This window comes from Aquiflexum sp. TKW24L, assembly GCF_023502205.1.
GTDB lineage: Bacteria > Bacteroidota > Bacteroidia > Cytophagales > Cyclobacteriaceae > Cognataquiflexum.
Window position 1 is genome coordinate 67,772 of sequence record NZ_JAMFLG010000019.1, and the last position, 26,850, is coordinate 94,621.

Genomic DNA, 26,850 nt, shown 5'->3' on the forward strand with positions numbered 1-26,850 from the left:
GGCAGAATCTAATGTAGCGACTATGGACTATTGACCGTGGATTATGAACTTGGAAACTATTGAAAATTCAGGTAGAGGGTGATGGATTTTCTCCTGATTTCAGAAATGGCGTCCCTGAATGCCGGATTGGACTCTTCCGGTCTGTACATATTGAGCAAGCCGTGGGAAAAACGAACTTCTGGAGAAAATTTGAAATATTTGAAATATAGGTCGAAGCCCATTCCTACATCCACAGTAAAATCTCTTCCCGCGGTGACAATATCTTCAATATTTGCTTCATCCTGGTCTTTGGTACGGAACATGGCCGAACCTCCACCTGTAAAAAACATTCTTGTATTGTTGAACCTTTGGGCTTTATACTTGAAGATCAAGGGAAATTCGACCATTGTGGCCTCATTGATATAAGTATCTCGTTTGTAAACGATTTCGTTACCCGCATTCCCATTACCCGGCACAGCGGTGAAATAGTTTACATCTGTCCTGAACTCGTAAAAACCGACTTTGGGGGTAAAAAGGACGTTGAGCTGGTCATGTAACCTGAAAGTCACCAAAAAACCCAATGAAAAACCACCGGAAAATACTGGTACAATACTTTGAATATTGCTCAGGTCATTATTGGTAGGATCAAGAAATGCCTCAGAATATTTTAACCTCCAAGAATTAGAATGACCCGCAAGAAAAAATCCATAGGAAATAAAATTTTGATCTTGACCTGATTTACTGATTTCATTAAACCTGGACTGACCACTGGCCTCCGAGATCAGAATGAGGACGCCAAAAATGGAGATGGCTATTTTTCTCCGATATAAATTGAGCTGATTCCGAAAGTGAGCGGTTTGCATTGGGTTTGTTTAAATCCTACTTTTTTTAATACTGAAAGGAAATCCTCCCCATCCGGAAAGGCTTGGACTGATTCAGGCAAATAAGTATAGGCTGAATTGTCTTTGGACACCAATTTACCGATCTGAGGCAAAATATATTTGAAATAAAAGTTATATCCTTGCTTCATCGGAAATTTTTTGGGTTTGGAAAATTCGACAATTACCGTTTTCCCTCCCGGCTTCAACACCCTGTACATATCCGAGAGCCCTTTCTCCAAGTTTTCAAAGTTCCTGACACCAAATGAAACGATGACGGCATCAAACTTATTATCCTCAAAAAGCAACTTCTCTGAATCACCCATCTGGAGGTCGATGATATGGTCAAGGTTTCTTTTCTTCATTTTCTTCTTGCCTTCCTCCAGCATTCCTGCAGAAATATCCACCCCGATTACCTTATCAGGGTTAAGTGCCAAGGCCTCAATGGCAAAGTCTCCCGTACCGGTGGCTATGTCCAAAATCAATTTTGGTTGGTCCTTCTGTAATAACTTGATGGCTTTTTTTCTCCAGATGATATCTATACCCAAGCTCAACAAATGATTTAAAAAATCATAATTCTTGCTGATGTTGTTGAACATTTCGGCAACCTGTTCTTTTTTGCCTTCCTGCTTGTCTTTATATGGAACTACTGACATGTACGTGTTTCAAAATGTGCTGCAATATTACTAAGGAAACCCGAGCAATAGAAAATTGTTGGAAATTAAAGCCTTTTCAATTCCTCCTTTGGATTTTAATTTGATTTGTATTACCAAAAACAGATTTCGCGGGGCGTCTCCCTGAGTGAAGCTAAGGGTCTTAATTAATAGAGATTCTCCACCTTCGCAGGCTGCGGTTACCAATGACATAAACTCAAATGACCCCCTCGGCAAGCTCGGGGAACTAGTGTTTGGCAATTTAGGGGGCAGGAGGGGAAAAGTGGCACCGCCGCTTTTCCCCTCCTGCCCCTCTCCCAAGAACAACCGCGGTGGCCGATCCCGATCGCTATCGTGGACGAGGCCAATTTATTTCACATTAATGTCATTACTCTTTCTGAACATTCAAATCAATGTTGACCACTCAGATTGACGGAGGAACAACCTTCATTCCTTTTTTAATGGTAACGCCAATTTAAAAACTTAAAATGACCTTGATGAGGATTTGAAAATCTCCAAAAACAGTTCGAATCTTGGCTCTTGTGGTGGCTTGACTATTTTTAACCCAAATGACTTACCTTTGTGGCAAACGATTCCAATCATGATCAAAAAAGCGACCTTTTTAACCAGCAACACCGACTACTCAAAATGCCCGGCACCGGATAAACCGGAGTTTGCATTTATAGGCCGTTCCAATGTAGGCAAAAGCTCTTTGATCAATATGCTTACTAACCACAAAGGATTGGCGAAAACCTCCCAAAAACCCGGAAAAACCCAATTGATCAATCATTTCTACATTGATGACAAGTGGTATATGGTGGATTTGCCGGGATATGGATTTGCAGTGGCAAGCAAAGCTATGAAAGCAACTTGGGAAAAAATGATCCGAAATTACCTGACCAAAAGGGAAAACCTTGCGGCCATTTTCATACTGATAGACAGCAGACTCGAACCACAGAAAATTGATCTGGAATTTATAATATGGTGTGGGGAAAACGGAATTCCTTTTGTCTTGGTGTTTACCAAAGCTGACAAACAAGGAATGGAAAAATCCACTGCCAATGCCCGTGTTTTCCTAGATAAAGCCATCGAAATCTTTGGCGAAGAACCCCAATATTTTATCACTTCCGCCGAAAAGAAAGAAGGCCGCGAGGAACTGAGTGCGTTCATTGAAGGAGAAGTCAGGGAATATTTGGAATCGAAAAAGTGATTTGGTTATTTTGAAAATGGGTACTTATTGATATTAAGATATTTGTTGATATTGGATATTAGGATATTGCCCAATCCCATTCATTTACAGATTAAAAAGATAAAAAATTAGTGACGGTTTCTCTTCTTCCGAAATTCTTTTAAAAGGAAAAAAAAAAGAGAGTTGCCCTTCAAATTCCAAAAACCAATTCTGAATCCGAAGTAATATCAATTAGTATCCAGTATCAATCAATATCCAAAGGATAGTTATAAGCTAATTATTCCCATAAAAATATCTTCCTATATTTGCAGCCTTTAAATCAAATTAGAAAATGAAATTCAACGAAATCGCTACCATCTCCGGTAAACCGGGTCTCTATAAAATCCTGAAACCTTCACGTGGAGGTGTCATCCTCGAATCCATGGACGAGAAAAAAGGCAAACTCATCGCAGGTGCCAACCACAGGGTATCTGTCCTTGCCGAAATCTCCATGTACACCATGACCGAAGAAGGTGCAACTCCTTTGGAAAATATCCTGAAGAGTATCGAAAAAGAATTCAAAGGAGATGTGGGATTGGATGCGGATGCAGATGCCGACGAACTCAAAGCATTTCTCAAGCATGTGCTTCCTGATTTTGACGAAGAAAAAGTATATCCATCTGATATCAAGAAACTCGTCGCTTGGTACAAAATCATCCGCGAACATGCGCCCGAAGTTTTGGAAGATCAAGTTGAGAACACTGAAGAAACCAAAGAAACAGAACCGGAAGCTTGATTTCAATCAAAATATTGAGGTTCAAATCTTAGAATATAAGTGGGGTCTTTCCCCACTTTCTTTGTTTATACCAAACTACGATTTAGCATGAATCACCCTTTGATCATAGAAGTCGCCCATTCCCTTCAAAAAGATTTTGCGCTTCCCGCAATCGTGGAAGCCTTTTCCGATGAAGATTTGGTTTCTCTGCTGACTCCCCTGATCAAAACCATGCTTGATAGAGATTTCGAAAAACTCCTTCAGATTTGCTACAGGGTTGATTTGGGGGAAGAAAAACTGAAAACCATCCTCCACACCTCCGACCCTGAGACTTTGGCTTCCGACCTTGCGCGTGCTTTGGTCGCAAGACAAATCCTGAAAGCCGAAATCAGAAGGAAGTATTCAGAAAGCTGAATATTTTTAATTCTTTACGGCAGATACTTTTCCCACATTCAAAAACTCCCCCACTTCCTCCACCATCTTTTTTGAACCGATATACAAAGGGGTCCGCTGATGCAATGAGGTGGGTTGGATATCCAAAATCCGGCCATGCCCATCTGTTGCCATCCCGCCTGCCTGCTCGGCGATAAAGGACAAAGCGTTGGCTTCATAGAGAAGTCTGAGTTTTCCTTTTGGAGATTTTGCGGTGGCAGGATACATGTAAATGCCGCCTTTGAGCAAGTTGCGGTGAAAGTCCGCCACCAAGCTTCCGATGTACCTAGCGCTGTATTCTTGGGATTTACATTTTTCGATATAGCCTTTTAGTCCCGGTTCAAAAAGATTGTAACTTCCCTCATTCACGCTGTATATAATCCCATCTATTGGCGCACACATATTTGGATGGGAAAGGAAAAACTCACCCAATGATGGTTCATAGGTAAAGCCATTGACACCATGCCCGGTAGTATAAACCAACATCGTCGAGGAGCCATAGAGTACATAGCCTGCCGCCACCTGTTGGTTGCCGGGCTGCATGATGTCCTCAGGTTGGATGGGACTTCCGATCGGAGTAACCCTCCTATAGATGGAAAAAATCGTCCCGATCGAGATATTCACATCAATATTGGAGGAACCGTCCAAAGGGTCAATAGCCACAACATATTTACCGGATCCATTTTGTAAGTCGATCACTTCATCGTCCTCTTCGGAGACGACCGCGCAGACTTCGCCACCTTTGGTCAGGGCTCGCGTAAATCGAATATTGGCGATGACATCGAGTTTTTGCTGTTCTTCGCCCTGCACATTGGTTTGTCCAAATGCGCCACCGATATTTGCCAGACCTGCCCGGTTGGTTTCGCGGTTTACAATCTTGGTAGCAAGGGCGATATCTCTCAGCAGTTGGGACAATTCCCCGGAGGCAAAAGAAAATTCCTCTTGTTTCATTTTGATAAAACGGTCCAAAGTGGTGCCGACAGAATACGCCAAAGAGGAATCAGAAGGGATGTAATGTTTGATTTTCATAGTATAGGAAAAATGCAAGTATTGGGTTTATAAACTTAAAATTACAAATTAATTTTTATGTCAAAAACATTTGTGTTCAAATTTGGCGGAGCTTCGGTGAAAGATGCCAAAAGTATCAAAAACTTGCGTCAAATTTTATTCAATCGATTGCGGAATCATACTGTGATCGTTGTTTCTGCCATGGGCAAAACCACAAATGCCCTTGAGGAACTACTAAATCTCAAATTAGAAGACAAGCCATTTTATGAGAATAGTACAAAGTTAAAACATTACCACCTTGATATCTGCCGTGAACTTTTCGTTCCAGAATCCCTCATTTTCCCTACTATCGAGAATTTCTTTTCCCAACTCGACAGGATCTTAGAAAAACCACTCAGCAAAGAAAACTATGATGAATATTACGATCAGGTAGTTTCATTTGGAGAACTGATTTCCTCAAGGATTGTACAGGAATACCTTTGTGCCGAAGGGATTTTTTGCCTTTGGCAAGATGCTCGGGAGATCATCTCCACAGACACTGATTATAGGTTTGCCAAGGTCAAATGGGAAAAAACCGCTGCCCAATGCCAAAAACACCTGATGGCAAAGTTGGAGAGATTCCCTGTTATCACACAAGGATTTATTGGTTCGGACGATAAAGGAAAAACCACCACGCTTGGAAGGGAAGGTTCGGACTTTACCGCCGCTATTTTGGCACACAGCCTCCGATCGCAATCAGTCACCATCTGGAAGGATGTGGAAGGTGTACTCAATGCCGACCCGAAGCGCTTCCCCAATACAGTAAAGTTTGAGGAATTGGATTACAGGGAAGCGGCCGAGTTGACTTATTATGGCGCATCCGTAATCCATCCTAAGACCATCAAGCCTTTGGCCAACCTTTCCATTCCGCTGTTTGTCAAATCTTTTTTGAATCCCGACGGAAGCGGGACCCAAATCCACCATGTGGAAAAACCAAATACCGTTCCCTGCATCGTAGTAAAGGATGAACAGGTTTTGGTCAGCTTTCGGGTGACGGATTTTACCTTTATCAATGAATCCCATATCCATCAGGTCTATACCGAAATCGAAAAACTCAAACTGAGGGTAAATCTTTTGCAAACTTCCGCCATCAGCATTTCGATTGTGATTGACAAGCAGCTTTTCAAAATGGAAAGACTGATTGCTGCCTTGGCAAAGGATTTTGATATCCGATACAATGAATCACTTCAATTGATTACAGTCAAAAATCATAACACCAAGATTACTGAAGAATTGATGTCGGTTAAAGAGGTGCTTTTGGAACAGGTTACCCGAACGACCTTTCAGATTGTAGTCAAGCCACTAGCTGAGTAATTTGCTGACGGTTTTTTCTATGCCGGGCAAATAGCTTTTGCCAAAAAGAAGGAGATGTACCAAAAGCGGGTACAGGTTGTACACAGGCACCCGTTCTTTAAATCCCGGTTCCAAAGGAAAGAAAATGTCATAGGCTTCATAAAATTCCTCCTCGAAGGGACCAAACATCCTTGAAAAGGCGAGATCCATTTCCCGGTGACCGAAGTAAACTGCCGGATCGATCAAGACCGGAACTCCTTTTTTCCCCCGCATGATATTCCCAGACCAAAGGTCGCCGTGTAGCAGAGAGGGCTTTTCTTTCGGAAAATAATCTTCTAAAACCGGATAAATCTTCTGGAATTTTTTCAAAAAATCTAAATCAATATGACTTTCATAATATGCCCTTCCGATCAGTGGGTCTAACCTGGATTGAACAAAAAATTCAGACCAAGAATAGTTGGGTTCGTTCTGTTGGGGGATGGAAGCGATGTAGTTGGGGATTTTATAGCCAAAATCAGATTGTGTGGCCATGTGCATCTGTGCCAAGCCAAGACCAAGCTCCTGCCAATAAGTGGCAGTTGTCTTTTCAGCAGCAATCCATTCCATCAAAATGAAATTGTAAGATTCATCCCGACCAAAATTATAAACCTCGGGAATTTTTAAGGGACAATGGGCCCGCATTATATTCAGGCCATCAGCCTCTTTTTCGAAGATATCCTTTGATTCCTCAAAATTGGTTTTCAAAAAAAACTGGCCATCAGACGTCTCCAACAATACTCCTTGATTGACATTGCCTGCAGCGATAAGTCGGGCCTGTTTTAATTTTACTAAAGGACCAAAACTTAGAAAAAGAAGCCTTTCAAAGACCTCTTTGGACTCAAACATAAATGTTATGGTCTACCTTGAGTCGCTCCAAAAAATGGTCGAGCGATTCATCGATTATCTTGAAAACCTGCTCAAAACCTTCTTCCCCACCATAGTAAGGATCTGGAACCTCGATATGGTCTGGGTTGGGATGAAATTCCCTTAACAAAAACAACTGTTCATGTTTGATATTGTGACTCGTCATGACAGTTTGGATGTTCCTTTTATTGGACATGTCCATGGCTACGAGGTAATCAAATTCGCGGATATCCACGCGGTTTAGTTGTCTAGCACGGTGGGAGATTGCGATTTCATGGTTTTGGGCGCAGGCGAGGGTTCTTTCGTCAGGCAATTCGCCAATATGGTAATCCGAGGTACCGCAGCTGTCGCTTGTAAATTTCCCTTCAAGTCCAAGCTGATTGACTTTATGGTTAAAAATCCCTTCCGCTAAGGGAGATCTACAAATATTTCCTAAACAAATGAACAAGACTTTGACCATACTACAGGGCTTATACAATTTCGAGGTGAAAGGGAATACAAGTTATAAAATTTTTGTGGATGTCTTTGTATGAAAAGAAAGACAGCTTAAAAAGATAAATACCTAATCAAAACATAATTTGGATTGAGCATGTATTTGGGTCTATAACTTCTCAAAAAATTAAACATTTCCCTTATTTATATAAAGTTTTATGGTTTAACTAGAAAAGAAACCAAACAAAATTCTGATAAAAATTTAAATTTTTTTTTGAACCAATTTTTTGAACAGAGAAAAACCAAATGGATTAGCGTCTCTTGAACCAAATCAATTTTTTTAAATAAATGGAGTAAAGTCGAAAAAAAAATGGCTTTACAGATCAAGGATGGGTTCCAGAATTAGCCGGCCAATCTTCGGTCTTCCGTCCTGTTTGATACAAAGTTTTTGATAAAGGCAAGAGAGCTTTTCTCCATAAATATTTCTAAACTCTTGGTTTCTATTTTTTAATTATTGTACTTTGAATTACAAAGTACTTTTAAATGGAAAAAGAAAAATATATCCAAGACCTCCGGCAGATCAAAGAGATCATGGACAGGTCTTCCAAGTTTATTTCGCTCAGCGGATTGTCAGGAATCGCTGCCGGGATTATTGCACTTGTAGGAGCTTGGTATGCCTACCGGAATATCTACACAGAAAGTGATTTTTATGGATACCAGGTAGTGACACTCAGTTCAGAATCCATCGTTTCATTGATAGGACTTGGTGCAGTGATTTTGATCCTGGCGATCAGTGCGGGAATATTTTTCACCGCCCAAAAAGCAAAAAAAGCCAACCAAAAAGTCTGGAATTCCCAAGCCAAAAGGTTGCTGATCAACTTGTCTATCCCTTTGGTCACAGGCGGTGTACTTTGCCTCATTTTTCTTTCAAGGGGATTTATAGGGTTTATTGCCCCGTTAACACTTATTTTTTATGGTCTTGCATTGGTCAATGCCTCCAAATATACCCATGAAGAAATCAGGAGTCTGGGCCTTATCGAAATTGCACTTGGCTTGCTTTCGGCCTATTTTATCGGATTTGGACTTTTATTTTGGGCAATCGGTTTTGGCCTGTTGCATATTGTGTACGGCATCATCATGCACTACCGCTACGGATCGTGAAAGACATTCTCAAGGATTTGGACAAAGCTTTTGAAAACAAGCTGAGGCTGGGAATCATGTCAGCTTTGCTGGTCAATGATTTCCTGGATTTCAATGCCTTGAAAGAAATCCTCGATGCCACCGATGGCAACCTCGCTAGCCATCTCAAAACTTTGGAAAAAGAAGGTTACATCACCTACACGAAGGAATTTGTGGACCGAAAACCAAATACCAAATACATGGTCACTGACTCTGGAAAAGAAGCATTTATCAAACACCTCAAAGCAATAGAAAACCTACTAAAGTAAATTTTTTGCCTCAGGGTGAAAATTCCTTTTGAGAGGGATTTGAATCTTTATCCCTATTTTTGCGGGATGAAACCACTATATGATTTTTCGATAAGGACATTTTCAAAATTGGCGGGAATCTCCAAGGGGAGCAATGCCAAGCTAGAAAAACTGGTGGATGGCAGAAAGGACCTTTTCGAAAGATTGACCGCATTCAAGTCGGGATTTTCGAGACCCATTGCCTGGTTTCATGTGGCTTCGCTCGGAGAGTACGAACAGGCAAAACCTGTCATTGCCGAATTGAAGCACCGAAAGCCTGAATTCGGGGTAGTGGTCAGTTTTTTCAGTCCTTCAGGTTATGAAATAGCGAATAGAAAGCCACAGGAAAATGTGGACTTCATCACTTACCTTCCTTTTGATACGGCCACGAATGCCAAGAATTTTTTGGGAATATTGGATCCGAAAATTGGCTTCTTCGTCAAATACGACCTTTGGGCAAACCATATATTGGAAGCGAAAGAAAAAAACATCCCACTCTTTCTTTTCTCCGCATCGATGCGGGAAGACCAGATTTACTTCAAAGGTTATGGGACATTCTTCAAAAAAATCCTGACTTCATTTGATCATATTTTTACTCAAAATACCCAAACCAAAATCCTGATCGAAGGATTGGACTTTCATCAGGTGAGTGTCGCGGGCGATACCAGATACGACAGGGTAAAGTCGATAGCGGAGGCCCCCAAGTCTTTTCCGGAAATACTTCCCCTTGTCAATGGGAGGAAAACAATGGTGGTTGGTTCAGCTTGGGAGGAGGACATGAAAGTCCTGATTCCTTTTATCAATGCCCATCCGGAGTATTTTTTCATTGTCGCACCCCATGATATCAATCTTGAAACTTTGGCAGAATGGAAATCCAAGATCAGCAGGCCATCGCTGAAATACTCTGAAATTTCGGGTCAAGAAACTGCCGATGTGTTGTTTATAGACAATATCGGTATGTTGTCCTCTCTGTACCAATTTGCACCTATCGCCTATGTGGGTGGTGCATTTGGGAAAGGGCTTCACAACATCTTGGAAGCCATTGCTTACAGGATTCCGGTGATTTTTGGCGAACTCAAGAAAGAAGGAAAATTTCCCGAAGCGGGCATCAGTCAGGAATACGGCTGCGGGTTTTCGGTATCAACCACAAAACAATTGGAGAAGACAACCTTGTATTTGTCAGACCAAAGCCATTACCTTCAAGCCTGCCAAGCTGCCGAAAAACTTGTCAGCGACAATGTCGGCAGCGCCAAAAAAATCATGGATACCGTCATCACCAAAATCAACCGAGCATGAAAGGAAGGGTCCTCAAATCCACGGGAAGTTGGTACACGGTCAAAACTGAAGAAGGTCTCTTTAATGCGCGGCTCCGTGGCAAATTCAAGCAGGATGACCTCAAGTTGACCAATCCGATTTCAGTCGGTGATTATGTCCTCCTCGAGCAGGAGGCCGACCAACCTTCCTCCGTTATCAATGACATTTTGCCAAGGGATAATTACATCATCCGTAAATCCACCCGAAAAAACCATTTTTCTCATATCATCGCTTCCAATATTGACCAGGCTTTCCTGATCATCACACTTAAGAATCCGAGGACTTCATTGGGGTTTATTGATCGGTTTTTAGTGAGTACAGAGAGCTTCAGAATCCCCACTTCCATTTTGGTCAATAAAATGGACATCACATACAAGGACAAAGACATGGAATACCTGCAGGACATCAAGGATATCTATGTGCCCTTGGGTTATCCGGTGTTTGAGATTTCGGCTTTGAACAGTACCGTATTGCAAGAACAATTCCTGCCACTGCTACAAGGAAAAACTACTTTGCTCTCCGGTCACTCCGGTGTGGGCAAGTCTACTTTGCTCAATAAAATCGTCCCCGAAGCCGTACAGGCCACCAAAGAGATTTCAAAGTTTAGCGCCAAAGGAGTCCACACGACCACCTTTGCCGAGATGTTTGAAATCGAAGGTGGCGGCTACCTGATTGACACTCCCGGAATCAAGGAATTTGGGATTTTGGATATAGATGAATTCGAATTGTCCCACTATTTTCCGGAGTTTAGGAAATACCTCGGTCAGTGTCGGTACAACAACTGTCAGCACCTCAATGAACCGGGATGTGTGGTCCTTCAAAAACTCGAGGAAGGATTTATCCATCCTTACCGCTATGACAGTTACGTCAATATCCTGAATGAGGAAGATGACCACCGATAAGAGGGGGTTAGAAGTTTGGAGTCAGATGCTTTGAAACCACCGCCAATTGCTTTAATTTTCGTTTTTCAATAACATCCCCATGAACAAGACCAAGACTTTGGTACTGAGTCACCGTCAAATCAGTCAGAAAATCACCCGAATGGCTTATGAAATCTATGAGCGCAATGCTTCAGAATCCAGTATTGTCTTTGCGGGGATTACAGGAATGGGTCATCATTTGGCAGAATCCCTTGCCGGAGCACTGAAGGAAATATCTCCTTTGGAAGTGACCGTGATTGAAATCATCCTAGACAAATCAGATGTAAACAGGGGAGATGTATTGCTTTCTGAAAAAATAGACCTGTCCAATAAATGTGTGATTGTCGTAGATGACGTCCTCAACACGGGGAAAACATTGGTCTATGCCTTGTTGCCTTTTCTCCAATCTACGATCAAAAAAATAGAAGTCGCTGTCTTGGTCAACCGAAGCCATAAACTGTTTCCCGTATCGCCGGATTACACGGGATTGGAATTGGCGACCACACTAAGCGAGCACATTACCGTAGATTTATCTTCTGAAAACCACACTGTCCACCTTCATTGAGCCTCCATGTCTGTTCATAACTCCTCCAATATCAAAAGAATCACCACCCACATCATGCAGGAAATGAAAACGCGTGGTGAAAAAATCTCGATGTTGACCGCTTATGATTTTTCTATGGCGGGGATCATTGATGCAGCAGGGATAGACATCATCTTGGTCGGTGACTCGGCCTCCAATGTGATGGCCGGACATGAGACCACCCTTCCGATAACCTTGGATCAGATGATCTACCACGCGACTTCTGTGGTGCGGGCAGTTTCCCGTGCATTTGTCGTGGTGGATATCCCTTTTGGATCCTATCAGGGCAACAGTTCGGAGGCTTTGCGATCTGCCATCAGGATCATGAAGGAATCCGGTGCGCATGGCATCAAAGTAGAAGGTGGTGCCGAGATTAAGGAATCTGTCGTCCGCATTTTGAGTGCAGGCGTACCGGTGATGGGACATTTGGGATTGACACCGCAGTCGATATACAAATTTGGAACATACACCGTCCGGGCAAAAGAAGAAGAGGAAGCAAACAAGTTGATTGAAGATGCTAAATTGCTCGAAGCCTGTGGCTGCTTTGCGATTGTTTTAGAAAAAATTCCTGCGTCTTTGGCCAAAATAGTTGCCGAAACGGTCAGCATTCCAGTCATTGGAATCGGTGCAGGACCGGATGTTGATGGACAGGTTTTGGTGGTCCATGACATGCTTGGCATCAATCAGGAATTCAAACCAAGATTTTTGCGACAGTACGCAAACCTTCAGGAAATCATGACCAAGGCTGTACAGGATTATATCAGTGACGTAAAATCAAAAGATTTTCCTACCAAGGAAGAGAGTTATTGATTCCAGATTTGGAGGAGTAGACTACAGTACAACCACTTTTTTGCTGATTCCTATCCCTTTTTCATTGGTAAATTGAAAAATGTATAGCCCCGGTGCGGCATAAGGCAATTGGATTTCAAGTTCCGCATTGGCCGGAAACAGGATATTGTCTACCATGATCTGTCCCAAGCTATTGACCAATCTGCCTGTACTGGCTTGGGATACCAAAACCTTAAAAAACCCAGAATTGGGATTGGGATAGATTTTAACCAAAAACTCTCCGTTCCCCGGCAAGGTGCCTTCCCCCTGATATTTCAGATACTCCAGTCCCCCTGCATTATTTCCTATCAGTAAATCCCTTTCTTCCGAAAAAGGTTTTGGCAATGAGGTGATCCATGTGTTTCTTCCAAATTTGGTTTGTGAGGTCTGATTTTCGGAAAGAACTACTTGGGCAGTTTCCCTTTCGCTTTGGTTCATAAAATCGGAGATATAAAACAAAATCCCCCTTTGGTCTACGGCAAATACGGAAGGGTTTTGCCCGGGTATTACATGGACACTGAGATTTCTGGAACCGGGATTATCAGAAAATCCCAAAAAATTTCCCCCTATAAATGTGAGCTGATTGGAGGTAAGATTTACCGAATAAATCACCAACTCTCCCGTTTGCCTAGCCAAGAGCAGGTAATCTTTCCCTTCGTAAACAAACAATTCGATGTTGTCAAAAGCCCTGACAATAGTTCCAGGAATGAAAATTTCCTGCATCTGACTGAAATCCTGATTTTTTCCGGAAAAGATCCTGCGTTGCAAAGAATTGTTGACCGTGTCTACCCCACTGATCCAAAAGGTCTGTTGGTTGGCTGCATTGAGATATTCAAAATATTGAAGGTCCGTAAAGTCCAATTCCGAAAGATCTAAGAAGTCCCTTTCTATTAATTCCCATTCCTCACCGTTGATGGCATAGCGGTAGGCCATTCCCAAAACCTTTCCATTTAATAATGAATTGGCGGTCAGTACCAACTCACCTGAGGTAGTCAGACCCTTATAGAATGGCCTGGAGTTTTCTCCCAAGTCCAACATGTCCGACTGCAAAAAAGGTCTTTTTGAGGGCAAGCCGGAGCTTCCTTTGGATATTTCAAATACATTCTCAGTAAAATTGGATTTGAATACTCCTGATGAAGCCGAGGAATTGCTGCTGATGATCAGGTTGTTTTGCCAAAGATAAGCAGCATGATAAATGGGGAATTCAGGTAAAATCCCAAAACCTGGAACCTCATTGGAAAAAGCATCAAACAAAGGTTCCCGGTCTGTTCCTTTGTTGGGTAAATAATAAAGCATATTGCATTCATCCCTTCCCAAAAGTAAATCCCTGACCCCATCATTATCAAAATCCGAATACAAAACAGAATGTCCTCCGGTATGCAGGATCCGGTTTGCCGCTCCGGAATCAGCCAACCTTCCCATGGGAAGTCCTTCGCAGGTAATTCCAAAACTGAAAGTCCCACATCCACAAAATTCAAACTTGCCCCACCAAGGATCGGGAAAAGCAAAGCCATCGATGTCAGCGGTTCCCTTTCTTTCCACACTAGTATTGAGGTAAAAGTCCACATAATCGCCTAAATTGAAGGAGGCAATATCCAAATCCCCGTCCCCATCAATGTCCAGAATCATGGGAATGTCGAGGTTATTGGCGGTGAGGTTGGAGCCATTGTCGAGCCGGAGGAAGTTTTGGGCTACTTCCCACTTTGGAAATGAATCTCCTGAGTTACTGACATTTTTATAGGCCTTGATCCCAAAAGGAGAACTGGTAAACAAATCCTTTTTCCCGTCGAGATTGAAATCTGCCAAAATCAAAAACCCGTTGATGTCATTGGGGAAAAAATAGCTCATTTCAGGAAGGTACTTGAACTCCCCGCCGATTTCTTCAAAAACCAAAACCCTTCTTGCATTGATATCCCAAACGACCCATTCTTCTTCCCCATCCCCATTCACGTCCATTCTCTGGTATTGCGAAGCATTGATCCCTACTGCAAAAGGAAGCGGGATTTCAATCCCATTTTGGATTATTTTTTTGCTTTGGTCAAAAGAAAAAGTCTGTTGCGCAACTGCCCATGTGCACGAGAAAAAAAACCAAACCAAGATCAAATACCTCATCAAACGGGAAAATTTAAGTCCTAAAATTAAACGAATGAATTTGATATAAGATGTTTGGCGTTCCTTTAATTTGATATTGCGAGATTAAACGTGATAGGAATGAATTGCCGATTGGTGTCTCGTCATCTTGAATCCGAGGTACGAGGATGAAAGATCTCTTATATTGAATTTTGAGATCCTTCACCTCTGCAAGCTACGGTTCAGGATGACGATTTTGTCGGAGCCGTCACTCTGAGTAAAGCGAAGAGTCTCACCGAGAATTAATGAGATCCTTCAGTCGTCCCTCCTTCAGGATGACGCATCATCAATCGTCATCTCCTTGCTATAAATGCCAATTTTAACGACTCAGGATGAAGAATACCCCAAAGATGCTATGGTCTATGGACTATGGACTTTTTAACTTAAAACCACTTTACTGGCAACATACAGGATAAACATATAATTTTAGCCATACAAAAATGTTTATGAGCATCGAATCCCTTTATTCCCATTTTCTACAATCCACAGGTGTAAGCACAGACACAAGAAAGATCGGCCAAGGCAATATCTTTTTTGCACTGAAAGGTCCAAATTTCAATGCCAACGACTTTGCTCCAAAGGCTTTGGAAGCCGGCGCAAGCTTGGTGGTAGTCGATGAGCAAAGGGTAATTCCGGAAGGTGATTCTAGGTATTTTTTGGTGGAGGATGTTTTATTGGCTTTGCAAAAGTTGGCCAATCACCACCGACATCAACTTCATATTCCGATCATCGGACTGACAGGAAGCAATGGAAAGACTACTTCCAAAGAACTCCTGCATGCCGTCCTGAAGCAAAAATTCAATACTTCCGCCACCGTCGGCAATCTAAATAACCACATCGGTGTGCCCCTGACTTTGCTCGCCATCACAAAAGATACCGAAATCGCAATCGTAGAAATGGGCGCAAACAAGCAGGGCGACATCAAGGAACTTTGCGATATCGCTGAGCCTACCCATGGATTTATCACCAACATCGGTAAAGCGCATCTTGAGGGAATGGGCGGTCCGGAAGGCGTGCTCAAAACCAAAACCGAGCTTTTTCAGCACCTGAGAGAAAACAAAGGAACTGTTTTCATCAACAGCCAAGACCCCATCCTTTCCAATATGGCAAAGCGGTTTGAGAATCCGATACTCTACCCAGCCAATGGAGATTTTTGTGAAGTGACTTTCGAAGGGGCCGATCCTTTTGTGAGATTCCGCGTGGAAGGAGAGGATAAAGTCCACCTTTCCGCAATGATCGGAGCCTATAATTTTGGAAATATCGCGACTGCCCTGACAGTAGGAAAGTACTTCGGTGTGCCGATGGACCAAGCCGTGGCAGGCATCGTTTCCTACCAGCCTTCCAATATGCGCTCCCAACTGATCGAAAAAAGAAGCAACCTCATCATCCTCGACGCCTACAATGCCAACCCCTCGAGCATGGAAGTGGCGATCAAGACTTTTGGGGAAATGAGCGGTAAAAAGCATAAAATGATCATCCTTGGCGATATGTACGAATTGGGTGAACATACCGAACCCGAACACCAGAAACTTGGAGAATGGGTCAGCCAATATAAGTTTGACAAGATCTGCTTTACCGGCAAGCATGTGCAGGCGGCACTTTCCAAGGCTCCGATTTCTGCCCTGTATTTTCCCGATCCATTTTCCTTCAGAAACTGGCTGCAGGATTCCCAACTCGAAGATTACCTCATCCTGATCAAAGGAAGCAGGGGAATGAAGTTGGAAGGTTTGGTGGATTTTATATGAGGGAACCTAGTAAAGTCCCGATTGAAAGATCTTTAATTGAACAGCAAGAGGTATATCAACCCTTCCATTTTGGCGGGTTATTGATACGAAAAATTTAAGTAGATTATACATTGCTAGAAAGCGAATATCCAAAAGAAAATGCGATAAGATGTTAACATAATAGTAAATTTAAACCAAATAATAAATAGCTAAACAATGGAATACCATATTAATCAATTAAGAGATTATTCATCCTTGTTTTCTAGGAGTGAAGTTCTTTCTTGGTTAAAAATGGACTTCACTTCTATCAATTACAAAATTGAAAGATATGATGAAAAATGGTTGGAACACCAAAATTCAACTTATTTAGACTATCTGAAACACATATATTCAATTCTTGCAGACTGTTATCAAAATGAATACATTTTCAAAAATGAATTCTTAAATAATTGGCTGATAAAAGAACTTGGTGAGACAAATTCTCAAATATTCAGTGAGTTTAGAGTGGGCAACTCAATTGCAGATCTAGCTATGTTCAATGGTTGCTCTAAAATTTTTGAGATAAAAACAGAATTTGATAGTGATTCGCGATTGAAGCTACAACTTCAAAACTACGAGAAGGTATTTAATCAGATATTTATTATTATTCCTAAATCAAAGTTGAATATTTATGAGAAACAAGAAGCTTCGATTGGAATTATAACATATAATCCAAAGAGCAATCATTCATTTTCACTTCATCGCAATGCTATTGCAAATTTTGAAATAGAGCCTTCAACTATCATGTCAATATTGCATACAAACGAATATAAATCCATTGTAAGAGAACATTACGGTTATCTGCCTCCGATGACAAGTTTTAATCAGTATAACGTTTGTGGCGAATTAATTTTTGAAATCCCGTTAAATCAATTAAATAAGCTTTTCATTAATACAATTAAAAAAAGAAGTTCAAGTAGTGCTTTATCATCTAGATACTACAAAGAGTTTAATCAGTTGTTTTTAGCTCTTAGAATGAATCAAAATTCAAAAAATAAAATGATAGAATCATTAAAAACAACTATCCAAATTTAAATATATGTACTATCCATTTTTAAGAGCGAGACAATTTGAACTAATAGCTTTAAGGGAGTTAGCAATAGAAGGTGCCCTTCAAGGAGTCATTATTCCGATTTTAGAGCCTGTTAAAGAAACTCACAACAATTTAAATTTAGCGCATAAGGTTTTTAAAGAAAAAGATCAAACAGCTTATCTAATTGTAAACTCTAACAAAGGAGGACTGGAGGAAGATAATCCATATTATATTGGGTATCTCGCTACTATAAATGATGAAGTATTTATGCCAGCATTTCATTACAGAAATAATGCTGAATATATTTATAAAAGCATTGAGCAATTTGGACTAACCAATTGTATGCTTATTTGTGAGAACGACATAGAGGGAGATGATATAAATTTCAAATCAATCGCGGAATTAGCTGCAATTAGTCATATTACAGTTAACGATCCTGGAAGAAACAGGTCTTTAAATAGGTATATAAGAGGTTTGCAAAAAGATTTTATTAGACTTGATGATTTATTTGAAAAAAAAGACAGAAACAGCGATTTCCTTGGCATCATAGAACATAGGTTTTCGGAGGAACATATTCATTATACCAACGAAGGTTTTGAAGGATTTTCAGATTACACTGTTTTACCAAAGGAATATGTTGAAGGAGGCAGTACACCTAGAGCAGTGGTAATTCATTTGACGTATTTAAATAGTCAAAATGAAATTTGGATTAGACATTTCACATCAGAAACCAATGATTCAATTGCCAACGTTCAGGGTAAGTTTGCAGAAGCAGCAGCTAAGGCTGTAAATTATTGTAGGCGGAATGGTCTATCTAATTCAGCGATTACTGAATTAGAAACATATTTTGATACTGAACATTATCCTGGGTTAGGAACGGTGAAAAAATTATCTATCAAGAATCATTTATTGGTTCTAAGTAATTTTTTAAGAAATAGATGATTTTATGAAGGTTTGTGCAAGTTGTTTTTCTGACAAAGAACTTAAAGGATTTATTTCCTCTTCATCTGAAATTGGAGAATGTGTAGTTTGCGAATCAAAAAATCAGCCAATTCTTGACGTTTCTGAGCTATTTGATTTTTTTCAAGAGTTAATAGATAACTTCAAAGTATATGAAAATGGAATGCCTTTAAGTTCCAAAATTCAATCAAATTGGAGTTTTTTTAGTTCACATGATTCATCCAACAAAATTCTTAATTATGTCCTTCCAAAATTACAGACAGAGGTAATTTCATCAAACACAAATGTTGAATATACAGATGATATTATAGAAAATTATAATCATTGGGAAATCCTCAAAGAAGAGTTAAAGTGGAAGAATAGATTTGTAATCAATATTGACAGATTGGTAGAACTAGGTTGGGATGGTTTTTTCGAAACACAATATGAATTAAGTAAAGAGGTGAAATTGTTTCGTGCCAGAATTCACCATCAAAGTGGCCTGCTTGTTTATAAACCAGAGGATATGTCCAGCCCAAAAAAAGAAGTTGCTAGTGGAGGTAGAGCAAATCCATCAGGGATTCCATTTTTGTACTTGAGCGACAACCCAGAAACTGTCCTTTATGAAGTAAGAGCATCATATTTAGACGAGTTGAGCGTAGGTTCTTTCCAATTAAAACCAGAAATTGAATCAATTAAAATAGTTGATTTCACAGAAGACACACCTTTGTTTCAATCAAGTTTAATTAATGAACCGAAAATCAACAAAACAATAAAAGGTAAATTATTAAGACAGAAAATTAGTGGTGACTTATCAAAGCCAATGCGGAGATATGACAGTGACTTAGAATATATTCCTACCCAGTTCATATGTGAATTTATTAAAGTTTTTACAGGTGCTTTCGGTATTCGTTTTAATAGCTCATTACACCCGAAAGGGAACAATGTGGTTCTTTTTGACCAAAACTTAATGAATTGCATATCTGTGAAGAAAGTTAAAATTAACTCTGTCAATTTACAAGGCTTGGAAATAAAGGACTTGATATAGACAAATTACTGAACCAATGAAAGCCATCATCAAAAGCCTTTTTATAATTGTAATTTCTTTGACGGCTTTAAGTTGTTTTGCACAAGGACAAGATTCCTTCAGTCCTAAAGAAGTATACAAATCCAATGATTTGATTATTACCCAAGTTGCCCCGAATTCTTTTGTGCATATCTCATTTTTGCAGACAAATGATTTTGGAAACGTTCCCTGCAACGGGCTGATTGTAAGAAATAGCAATGAAACCATCATTTTTGACACCCCTACCAATAATGAAAGCTCCGAAGAATTGATCAAATGGGTCAATCAGGAGCTGAATTGTAAGATAAACGCCATCATTCCAACCCATTTCCATAATGATTGTCTTGCCGGGCTTCAGGCATTTAATGACCACAACATCCCGTCTTACGCACATGTCAAAACCATAGCACTTGCCAAGGAAAATGATTTTGTTATCCCCCAAAATGGTTTCAGGGATTCACTTGTCTTAAAGGTAGGGGATGAAATTATCATGGCCCGGTTTTTTGGAGAAGGACATACTAGAGACAACATCGTGGGATATTTTCCAAGTGAAAAAGTGCTTTTTAGAGGTTGCTTGATAAAAGAAATGAATGCAAGCAAAGGATTTCTAGGGGATGCTAATGTTGAGATTTGGTCTAGTACCGTGGAGGATATCAAAAAAAGATTCCCTGATGTAGAAATTGTTGTTCCGGGACACGGAAATCACGGCAACAGCAGCCTGCTTGATTATACCATCAATTTGTTCAAGACGAGACATTTTGGTGATAAAAAAATTAGTGGACTCAATTGATTTGGTAATAACTATTTGTTCAATTCGGGGGAATTCAGCCCATTCGAGTTAAATCATTTTTTATATAGATCACCACTATACTCCAACCATTTTGTTATATATTTATAGCAAATCTGTTGCTCCATGGAAAAGATCCCACAAAAAACAAAACCCTTCGATACCAAAAGAAGCATCCAAAATGCTGATAAAGCAAGTGGATCCAAGAAATCCGCTATTTTTTTTGAAGGCAAAGAATACAAATGGAATACCGGCATAGAAAAAGTGGAAACCATCAGGGCGGGTATTCCTTATGGTTCAATTGAGGAAATCAGCAAAAGACTGAATAATCCGATAAAATCAGTTTTGCAGATATTGGGTATACCCCAAACTACCTACAACAAGAAAAAAAGTGAACACCTCTTACTTGAAAGTAGGGAAAGTGAATTGATCATGTTGATTCAGGAATTAATAGACTTTGGACTGGAAGTTTTCAATAACGAAGAAGAAAAATTTCAACGCTGGTTAAAGAAGCCGAATATTTCACTTGGAGGAAATTCCCCTGAAAGTATGCTCGATACCGTAACCGGAATCAATGAGGTGAGATATAGTTTGAATCGCCTGGAGTTTGGAAATTTAGCCTGATGATCGTCTATAGGATTGAAAGAGAAAAGTATTTGGAGACTACCCTCGGGGGAATCGGAGCTTCCAAATCAGACGGGTTTCGTTGGAACAGCTTAAACATCAGGTTGGTCTACACGGCTGAAAGTAGGGCTTTGGCTACACTTGAGGTGTCTGTTCATTTGGATTTAAGTGAAGATTTACCAAATGACCGTTATTATATAGAAATCGAAGTTCCGGATGAAGTATTGATCCAAGAGGTAAATTTGGAAGATTTGCCAAATGGTTGGGATTCCCAACCTCCGATATTAGTGACTCAGGTCATTGGCGATGATTTTGTTAATCTGAAAGAAGCGGCAATATTGAAAGTACCATGCAGCATCGTTCCACAAGAATTCAATTATTTGATAAACCCAAATCATCCTGACTTCTCAAAAATCAAAGTTTTGGGCACGTCGAAAATGAACTTCGATGCTAGATTGAAGCAGGAGCAAGATGGAAAAATCAATAGCTAAGAGAAAAAGCCGGATTGACCAATCGGAATCTGATTTCGATAAGGGCCGATTTAAAAGTAGCTCCGAACTTTTATCCAAATACAAATAATGGAGTTGAAGATTAATTGGTCGGAATTCGCAGAATCCCAGCTTGATGAAATTTATCATTTTTACGAAAAGGAAGTAAGTCCCGAATTCGCCAACAAGCTTGTGAATGAAATAATAAGGCGGAAATAGTTTTTCAGAATTCAGGGCAAAGCGAAATTCCTTTGTTAAACCATTAGATGATTTAGGAGAATTACTTAATTCTAAATCAATTTTAACTTCCTACAATTTAGAATGGTGTTGATTTTTGTTTTATTAAATCGTAATATTGCAATGTAATTGAATGACCAAATCATTTAGACGACAGTTTGAGATCAACCCATATCCAGAATGATCTAGAAAAAATTTAACATGCTCTTATGAGCAAAGAATATGACCCAACTGAAGACACATTATCTATTTTTCACCGGCAAAGGTGGCGTGGGAAAAACCTCGCTTTCCTGTGCTCATGGAATAAAATTGGCAGATGAAGGGAAAAAGGTGTTGATCGTAAGCACCGATCCCGCATCGAATCTTTCTGATGTATTGGACAGTCCCGTGCAGGAAACGATCGAGCAGGTAAAGGGAGTGCCAAACCTTTTTGCCATCAATATCAATCCTGAAGTTTCTGCCGAAGAATACCGCAAGCGTGTGACTGAACCCATGAAAGGAGTGGTTTCGGATGCTGAGATCAAAAAAATAAATGAAGAACTTTCCGGTGCCTGTACCACTGAGATTGCTTCTTTTGATGAGTTTTCCCGATTTATTTCAGGTGAGCGTGAGGGCGGAGAATTTGATGTGATCGTTTTTGATACTGCACCAACAGGTCATACCCTGCGCTTATTGGAATTGCCCGCAGCTTGGGCTTCATTTTCGGAAGAAAACCCCGATGGCGCTTCCTGCCTTGGTCCTACCTCGGCACTCAAAAGCAGCCAAGAGCGCTACAACAAAGTGGTAAATACATTAAGAGATGGCAGCTTGACTACCTTTTACCTTGTCGCAAGGGCTGATCAGTCTTCCCTCAAAGAAGCTTCCAGAACGAGTGCTGAATTGCACGAACTCGGTCTCAACCAACAGCAACTCTTTATCAATGGGGTTTTCAAAGCCACTGATTCACAGGATGCTTTTGCCCAAAAAATGGAAGCGATGGCACAAGACCATCTCAACCAAATCCCCAAAAACCTGAAGGAACTTCCGTTACAAACATTTCCCCTTTTACCATACAATGTGCTTGGTGCAGAAAAGCTCCGCTCATTGTTAGATGTGAAGAGGCAACAGGAAATTCTATCAACCTCAACTGATTCGATCGCTGATTGGACATCCAATCTTGATGGCTTGGATATATTGGTGGAAGAAATTATCGGTGAAAAGAATCATGGACTGATCATGACCATGGGCAAAGGCGGAGTTGGCAAAACCTTGGCCGCATCGGCCATCGCCGTGATGATAGCGCAAAAAGGACATGAAGTGCACCTGACGACTACCGATCCTGCCGCTCATGTGCAGGATTTTATCAACCAATTGGGCGAATTACCCCCGAACTTGACCATCGACCGGATTGATCCCAAAACAGAAACCCAACGCTACACGGAGAAGGTCCTGCAACAAAAAGGAAAAAACTTGGACGAGGCAGGGCGAAAGCTTTTGCTCGAGGATTTGAAATCACCTTGTACTGAGGAAGTGGCTGTCTTTCATGCTTTTTCCAAAGCCATTCACGAAGCAAAAAGAAAATTTGTAGTAATCGATACTGCACCTACAGGACATACGCTTTTATTGTTAGACACTGCAGGAAGCTACCACAGGGAAATCATGCGGAACACAGGCATGGATATTTCCAAAATCAAAACACCATATATGAATCTGCAAGACGCTTCACTTTCTAAAGTTTTATTGGTGTCGCTGCCTGAGACAACTCCTATGCGGGAGGCAGCTGCCCTGCAGGAAGATTTGAAACGGGCCGGAATAAACCCATTCGCATGGGTGATCAATCAAAGCCTTTCTATGCAATCAGATATATCGGATGCTTTATTGAAAAAAAGAGCTCATGCAGAACTGAAAGTCATCAAGGAAATCGAAAATAAGCATGCCAACAAAACCTATGGCATTCCTTTTCTTCCCGAAGAAAATGTGCTTCCTGCTTTGTTAAATATTTATCAAGATTCGTCAACTAAAAAAATATAATTACAATGGGGGTAACCAAATCGGATTTATTTACCGAAACACAGAATGAATTGGCCAATTATGCCAAAGTGTTGGCACATCCTGCCCGGATTGCCATTATTCAATATTTGTTGAGAACAAATACCTGCTGCAATACCACCCTTGTCGGTGATTTGGGCTTGGCCCAGGCTACTATCAGTCAGCATCTGAAGGAGCTCAAGAATATAGGCATCATTCAAGGGACGGTGGAGGGAGTGTCGGTCAATTACTGCATCAACCCCGAAAAGTGGCATTACATCAAGAATATGCTATTAGATCTCTTCGATAGCTATGACCCTAACAATTGTTCAACCTGTTAAAATCTAAAGATGAAAACATCTGTTTTTACAAAAATTGAAGACACCATCAAAAGCATGGATGTCTCCCCTATACCTGATGAAAGGAAAGGGTTATTACACTCCCTGATTGATTTTATTCAGGATAAAGTGAATAATCAGGAAGATGTGATTTTGAATTTTATCTGTACACACAATTCCCGCCGTAGCCATCTTTCTCAGATTTGGGCGCAGGTGATGGCAGCCCATTTTGGAATTCCTAAGGTCTTCACCTATTCCGGAGGAACCGAAGCTACAGCCATGTTTCCCAAAGTTGGAGAGACGCTTTCAGCGCAAGGTTTCGAAATTATGCCGCTTTCCGAAGGCAAGAATCCTGTGTATGCGATCAAGTATGCAGAAAACGCACATCCTGTTATAGCATTTTCCAAAACGTTTGACAGCCCTTTTAATCCGGTTTCTAATTTCGCAGCCATCATGACCTGTTCCCAAGCGGATGAAGGTTGCCCCTTTATAGCAGGTGCAGCCAAGCGTGTCCCCCTCACTTATGATGATCCAAAGGCCTTTGACGGCACGCCCCAACAGGCAGAAAAATACCTCGAACGTAGCTTACAAATTGCCACAGAACTGTTTTATGTGTTTTCTAAAGTCAGCGTAAAATGACGTCAAATAAAAAGCAACTTCCTATTTTCGAGCGCTACCTCAGTCTGTGGGTGGCACTTTGTATCGCAGCAGGAATAGGTATTGGTCAAGTGGCAGGAGACAGCATGCAGTTTTTGGCAGATGCCGAAATCTACAAAGTCAACATTCCGATTGCGATTCTGATCTGGCTGATGATTTACCCGATGATGCTGCAAATAGACTTTAGCAGCATCAAAAACGTGGGCCGAGCACCCAAAGGGCTTATTTTGACCGTAGTCGTCAATTGGATGATCAAACCATTTACCATGGCCTTCTTCGCATGGATCTTTTTCGAGCACCTTTATTCTGCTTGGATAGAACCTGAGTTGGCCGGTGAATACATTGCAGGAGCCATCCTTTTAGGAGTAGCACCTTGTACCGCCATGGTCTTTGTCTGGTCATACCTTACAGATGGTGATCCAAATTACACTTTGGTGCAGGTATCTGTCAATGACCTGATCATTTTGGTTCTCTTTGTTCCGCTTGTTGGGTTTTTATTGGGTATTACGGATATAGTAATTCCTTATAACACGCTGATTGCCTCAGTATTGATTTTTGTAGTCGTGCCATTGGTCGCCGGTGTCATTACCAATAAGATCCTGATAAAAAAATATGGAGAGGATTGGTTTAAAACTGTATTTCTCCCCCGACTGAAACCGGTGAGCATCATCGCATTATTGCTTACTCTTGTGCTGCTTTTTGCATTTCAGGGTTCAACAATTTTAGATAATCCTCTGATCATTCTATTGGTGGCTGTTCCGCTGATCATCCAGTCGTACTTCATCTTCTTCCTGACATGGTTTGCCGGGCAAAAACTCAAACTCTCACATGCCATTTGTGCTCCTGCGGCCTTGATTGGCACAAGTAATTTCTTTGAATTGGCTGTCGCAGTGGCTATTGCCTTATTTGGTCTTCAAAGTCCGGCGGCCTTGGTGACAGTTGTGGGCGTATTGGTGGAAGTCCCCGTCATGCTAAGCTTGGTAGCGCTTGCCAATAAATGGAAGTATTAACCCAAACAAAAAAAGAGCGCCTAGCTCAGCACAAATAGAAATCTTTAAATCGTAACTATAAAAATTTACTGATATGAAAACAGCCCAATTCACAAAAACCCTTCAAGAAAACCCAAAAAAGGCGCTTTTCTTCGAATACCAGACCGGTCAATATGTGCGAACCGACTACCACATCACCGAAATTAAAAATGTCAATTTCGATACCGTGGACTGCGGCGGGATCCGAAACCAATGGTCAGAAGTACATATTCAATTGTGGGAAAATGAAATCCCTGAACCAAACCACTCCGTGGATTCCGGCAAAGCCATGAAAATATTTGATGTAGTCAACAGAGTCAGAGAAACCTATCCCAATGCTGAAATCAAATTTGAATATGGCAATGCTGTATTTCCAACAGCTGTACTTCCTATCCATCAGATCAAGGATACGGGAAATGCACTGATCGTGCAGCTAGTACCTGACCAAACCACCTGCAAAGCAAAAGACCGGGCGACTACTCCTGAGGAAAAAGCTTCTGCCTGTTGCAGTCCAGCTGTGGTAGCCAAACCAAAATTATCCTTGGCATCTATTCAAGAAGTAGGAAGCTGTGCACCAGGATCAGGTTGCTGCTAAATAGAAGCAATTGAAAGAGCCCAGATGCAGGAATGTCTTGTGTCTGGGCTTTTTTCTTTGCTATCCGTTGTAATCTTTTGTGTTTTTGAGAATGAAGAATGAAAAATGATGAATGTTTTTGTTAAAAAATACATTGGCCCCAAGAACGATTCCAATTCTGAGTCAAACCGCAAATTCTGCGGGGATTATAATAAAGGACAAAAACTAAAGAGCTGCTCTTTGCGAAACCTTGGCGATCATTGCTGTTAATGAATTCTGGGGCCTCTCCCCCGCTTTTCTTTCATCTATTTGGAAAGCTTCAATATCCTCAAGGCTCCCTGTCCCACACCCTCTTCTGATTTTGGCGTATTTACATTTTCCCGCTGATCGCGCAGACCATGGTAGATGGAAGGACCCTTTGCGAAAAGCCCTGAAAGGGCGAAATATCCCAACGATGGGTGCAGCCCATCGATCCTCACATATCGAACCTCACATCAGCCCTGAAAGG

General features: G+C 41.0%; 28 protein-coding genes. 22 read left to right on the forward strand and 6 right to left on the reverse strand.

All coding sequences use genetic code 11. From position 1 onward, the window contains the following. Positions 1–56 precede the first annotated feature (56 nt). Both porT and ubiE read right to left on the reverse strand, forming a co-directional pair. Positions 57–842 carry a type IX secretion/gliding motility protein PorT/SprT gene (gene porT / locus M3O96_RS13455; protein ID WP_249721215.1) on the reverse strand — a complete coding sequence of 262 codons (786 nt, stop codon included), beginning with the start codon at positions 840–842 and terminating at the stop codon, positions 57–59. Further along, complete coding sequence (gene ubiE / locus M3O96_RS13460; protein ID WP_249721216.1) at positions 791–1,513, reverse strand: bifunctional demethylmenaquinone methyltransferase/2-methoxy-6-polyprenyl-1,4-benzoquinol methylase UbiE; 723 nt, start codon at positions 1,511–1,513, stop codon at positions 791–793. The genes porT and ubiE overlap by 52 nt, the downstream gene beginning before the upstream one ends. Before the next feature lie 598 nt (positions 1,514–2,111). Between ubiE and yihA the strand changes: the two genes are divergently transcribed. The 3 genes from yihA to M3O96_RS13475 all read left to right on the forward strand — a co-directional run bounded on the left by yihA (position 2,112) and on the right by M3O96_RS13475 (position 3,867). Then, positions 2,112–2,720: a ribosome biogenesis GTP-binding protein YihA/YsxC gene (yihA, locus tag M3O96_RS13465; RefSeq protein WP_249721217.1), complete on the forward strand. Its 609-nt coding sequence runs from the start codon at positions 2,112–2,114 to the stop codon at positions 2,718–2,720. A gap of 310 nt (positions 2,721–3,030) precedes the next feature. Next, positions 3,031–3,474, forward strand: coding sequence for a DUF5606 family protein (locus M3O96_RS13470; protein WP_241143179.1), 444 nt, complete (start codon positions 3,031–3,033; stop codon positions 3,472–3,474). 87 nt (positions 3,475–3,561) lie between these two features. After that, complete coding sequence (locus M3O96_RS13475; protein WP_249721218.1) at positions 3,562–3,867, forward strand: hypothetical protein; 306 nt, start codon at positions 3,562–3,564, stop codon at positions 3,865–3,867. A 6-nt stretch (positions 3,868–3,873) separates the two neighbouring features. Here the strand turns inward: M3O96_RS13475 and fbp are convergent, their stop codons facing one another. Next, on the reverse strand, positions 3,874–4,914 hold the full coding sequence (fbp, locus tag M3O96_RS13480; protein WP_249721219.1) for a class 1 fructose-bisphosphatase: 1,041 nt from the start codon (positions 4,912–4,914) through the stop codon (positions 3,874–3,876). A 57-nt stretch (positions 4,915–4,971) separates the two neighbouring features. Here fbp and M3O96_RS13485 point away from each other — a divergent pair, with 57 nt between their 5' ends. Continuing rightward, the gene (locus M3O96_RS13485; RefSeq protein WP_249721221.1) at positions 4,972–6,246 is read left to right on the forward strand and encodes an aspartate kinase; all 1,275 of its coding nucleotides are present in this window, start codon (positions 4,972–4,974) and stop codon (positions 6,244–6,246) included. On the opposite strand, the gene M3O96_RS13490 is transcribed toward M3O96_RS13485, so the two are convergent. Continuing rightward, positions 6,235–7,110: a fructosamine kinase family protein gene (locus M3O96_RS13490; protein WP_249721224.1), complete on the reverse strand. Its 876-nt coding sequence runs from the start codon at positions 7,108–7,110 to the stop codon at positions 6,235–6,237. The two genes, M3O96_RS13485 and M3O96_RS13490, sit on opposite strands and share 12 nt — an antisense overlap. Next, entirely contained in the window at positions 7,103–7,588 is a 486-nt protein-coding gene (locus M3O96_RS13495; protein ID WP_249721226.1) for a low molecular weight protein-tyrosine-phosphatase, read from the reverse strand. The genes M3O96_RS13490 and M3O96_RS13495 overlap by 8 nt, the downstream gene beginning before the upstream one ends. A 515-nt stretch (positions 7,589–8,103) precedes the next feature. Here M3O96_RS13495 and M3O96_RS13500 point away from each other — a divergent pair. The 6 genes from M3O96_RS13500 (at position 8,104) to panB (ending at position 12,653) form a co-directional block, all read left to right on the forward strand. Further along, positions 8,104–8,721, forward strand: a complete 618-nt coding sequence (locus M3O96_RS13500) for a hypothetical protein (protein ID WP_249721229.1) — start codon at positions 8,104–8,106, stop codon at positions 8,719–8,721. After that, entirely contained in the window at positions 8,718–9,008 is a 291-nt protein-coding gene (locus tag M3O96_RS13505) for a winged helix-turn-helix domain-containing protein (RefSeq protein ID WP_249721231.1), read from the forward strand. Before M3O96_RS13500 ends, M3O96_RS13505 begins: the two co-directional genes overlap by 4 nt. Positions 9,009–9,074: 66 nt before the next feature. After that, positions 9,075–10,322 carry a 3-deoxy-D-manno-octulosonic acid transferase gene (locus M3O96_RS13510; protein ID WP_249721234.1) on the forward strand — a complete coding sequence of 416 codons (1,248 nt, stop codon included), beginning with the start codon at positions 9,075–9,077 and terminating at the stop codon, positions 10,320–10,322. Then, positions 10,319–11,242, forward strand: a complete 924-nt coding sequence (rsgA, locus tag M3O96_RS13515; protein WP_249721236.1) for a ribosome small subunit-dependent GTPase A — start codon at positions 10,319–10,321, stop codon at positions 11,240–11,242. Before M3O96_RS13510 ends, rsgA begins: the two co-directional genes overlap by 4 nt. A gap of 79 nt (positions 11,243–11,321) precedes the next feature. Then, a complete protein-coding gene (locus M3O96_RS13520) occupies positions 11,322–11,825 on the forward strand; it encodes a phosphoribosyltransferase family protein (RefSeq protein ID WP_249721238.1) in 504 nt (167 codons plus the stop codon). Positions 11,826–11,831: 6 nt separating this feature from the next. After that, positions 11,832–12,653, forward strand: coding sequence for a 3-methyl-2-oxobutanoate hydroxymethyltransferase (panB, locus tag M3O96_RS13525; RefSeq protein WP_249721240.1), 822 nt, complete (start codon positions 11,832–11,834; stop codon positions 12,651–12,653). Between the two features lie 21 nt (positions 12,654–12,674). Here panB and M3O96_RS13530 read toward each other — a convergent pair whose 3' ends face one another. Further along, on the reverse strand, positions 12,675–14,783 hold the full coding sequence (locus M3O96_RS13530; protein WP_249721243.1) for a T9SS type A sorting domain-containing protein: 2,109 nt from the start codon (positions 14,781–14,783) through the stop codon (positions 12,675–12,677). Between the two features lie 464 nt (positions 14,784–15,247). On the opposite strand from M3O96_RS13530, the gene M3O96_RS13535 reads away from it, so the two are divergent. The 12 genes from M3O96_RS13535 (at position 15,248) to M3O96_RS13590 (ending at position 26,363) form a co-directional block, all read left to right on the forward strand. Beyond that, positions 15,248–16,546 carry a UDP-N-acetylmuramoyl-tripeptide--D-alanyl-D-alanine ligase gene (locus M3O96_RS13535; protein ID WP_249721245.1) on the forward strand — a complete coding sequence of 433 codons (1,299 nt, stop codon included), beginning with the start codon at positions 15,248–15,250 and terminating at the stop codon, positions 16,544–16,546. 195 nt (positions 16,547–16,741) lie between these two features. Next, on the forward strand, positions 16,742–17,599 hold the full coding sequence (locus M3O96_RS13540; RefSeq protein WP_249721246.1) for a sce7726 family protein: 858 nt from the start codon (positions 16,742–16,744) through the stop codon (positions 17,597–17,599). A 4-nt stretch (positions 17,600–17,603) separates the two neighbouring features. Continuing rightward, complete coding sequence (locus M3O96_RS13545) at positions 17,604–18,539, forward strand: sce7725 family protein (RefSeq protein ID WP_249721247.1); 936 nt, start codon at positions 17,604–17,606, stop codon at positions 18,537–18,539. Between the two features lie 4 nt (positions 18,540–18,543). Then, positions 18,544–19,584, forward strand: a complete 1,041-nt coding sequence (locus tag M3O96_RS13550; protein WP_249721248.1) for an RES domain-containing protein — start codon at positions 18,544–18,546, stop codon at positions 19,582–19,584. Between the two features lie 16 nt (positions 19,585–19,600). Beyond that, positions 19,601–20,392 (forward strand): subclass B1 metallo-beta-lactamase, encoded by a 792-nt coding sequence (gene bla, locus M3O96_RS13555; protein WP_249721249.1) that lies wholly within the window; start codon positions 19,601–19,603, stop codon positions 20,390–20,392. Positions 20,393–20,515: 123 nt separating this feature from the next. After that, a complete protein-coding gene (locus M3O96_RS13560) occupies positions 20,516–21,013 on the forward strand; it encodes an Xre family toxin-antitoxin system antitoxin (RefSeq protein ID WP_249721250.1) in 498 nt (165 codons plus the stop codon). Continuing rightward, the gene (locus tag M3O96_RS13565; protein ID WP_249721252.1) at positions 21,013–21,504 is read left to right on the forward strand and encodes an RES family NAD+ phosphorylase; all 492 of its coding nucleotides are present in this window, start codon (positions 21,013–21,015) and stop codon (positions 21,502–21,504) included. Before M3O96_RS13560 ends, M3O96_RS13565 begins: the two co-directional genes overlap by 1 nt. Before the next feature lie 456 nt (positions 21,505–21,960). After that, positions 21,961–23,748 (forward strand): arsenical pump-driving ATPase, encoded by a 1,788-nt coding sequence (arsA, locus tag M3O96_RS13570; RefSeq protein ID WP_249721254.1) that lies wholly within the window; start codon positions 21,961–21,963, stop codon positions 23,746–23,748. 5 nt (positions 23,749–23,753) lie between these two features. Beyond that, on the forward strand, positions 23,754–24,086 hold the full coding sequence (locus M3O96_RS13575; protein WP_249721257.1) for an ArsR/SmtB family transcription factor: 333 nt from the start codon (positions 23,754–23,756) through the stop codon (positions 24,084–24,086). 9 nt (positions 24,087–24,095) lie between these two features. Continuing rightward, a complete protein-coding gene (locus M3O96_RS13580; RefSeq protein ID WP_249721259.1) occupies positions 24,096–24,722 on the forward strand; it encodes an arsenate-mycothiol transferase ArsC in 627 nt (208 codons plus the stop codon). Continuing rightward, a complete protein-coding gene (gene arsB, locus M3O96_RS13585; protein WP_249721262.1) occupies positions 24,719–25,750 on the forward strand; it encodes an ACR3 family arsenite efflux transporter in 1,032 nt (343 codons plus the stop codon). Before M3O96_RS13580 ends, arsB begins: the two co-directional genes overlap by 4 nt. Before the next feature lie 73 nt (positions 25,751–25,823). After that, positions 25,824–26,363 (forward strand): DUF6428 family protein, encoded by a 540-nt coding sequence (locus M3O96_RS13590; protein ID WP_249721264.1) that lies wholly within the window; start codon positions 25,824–25,826, stop codon positions 26,361–26,363. Positions 26,364–26,850 lie beyond the last annotated feature (487 nt).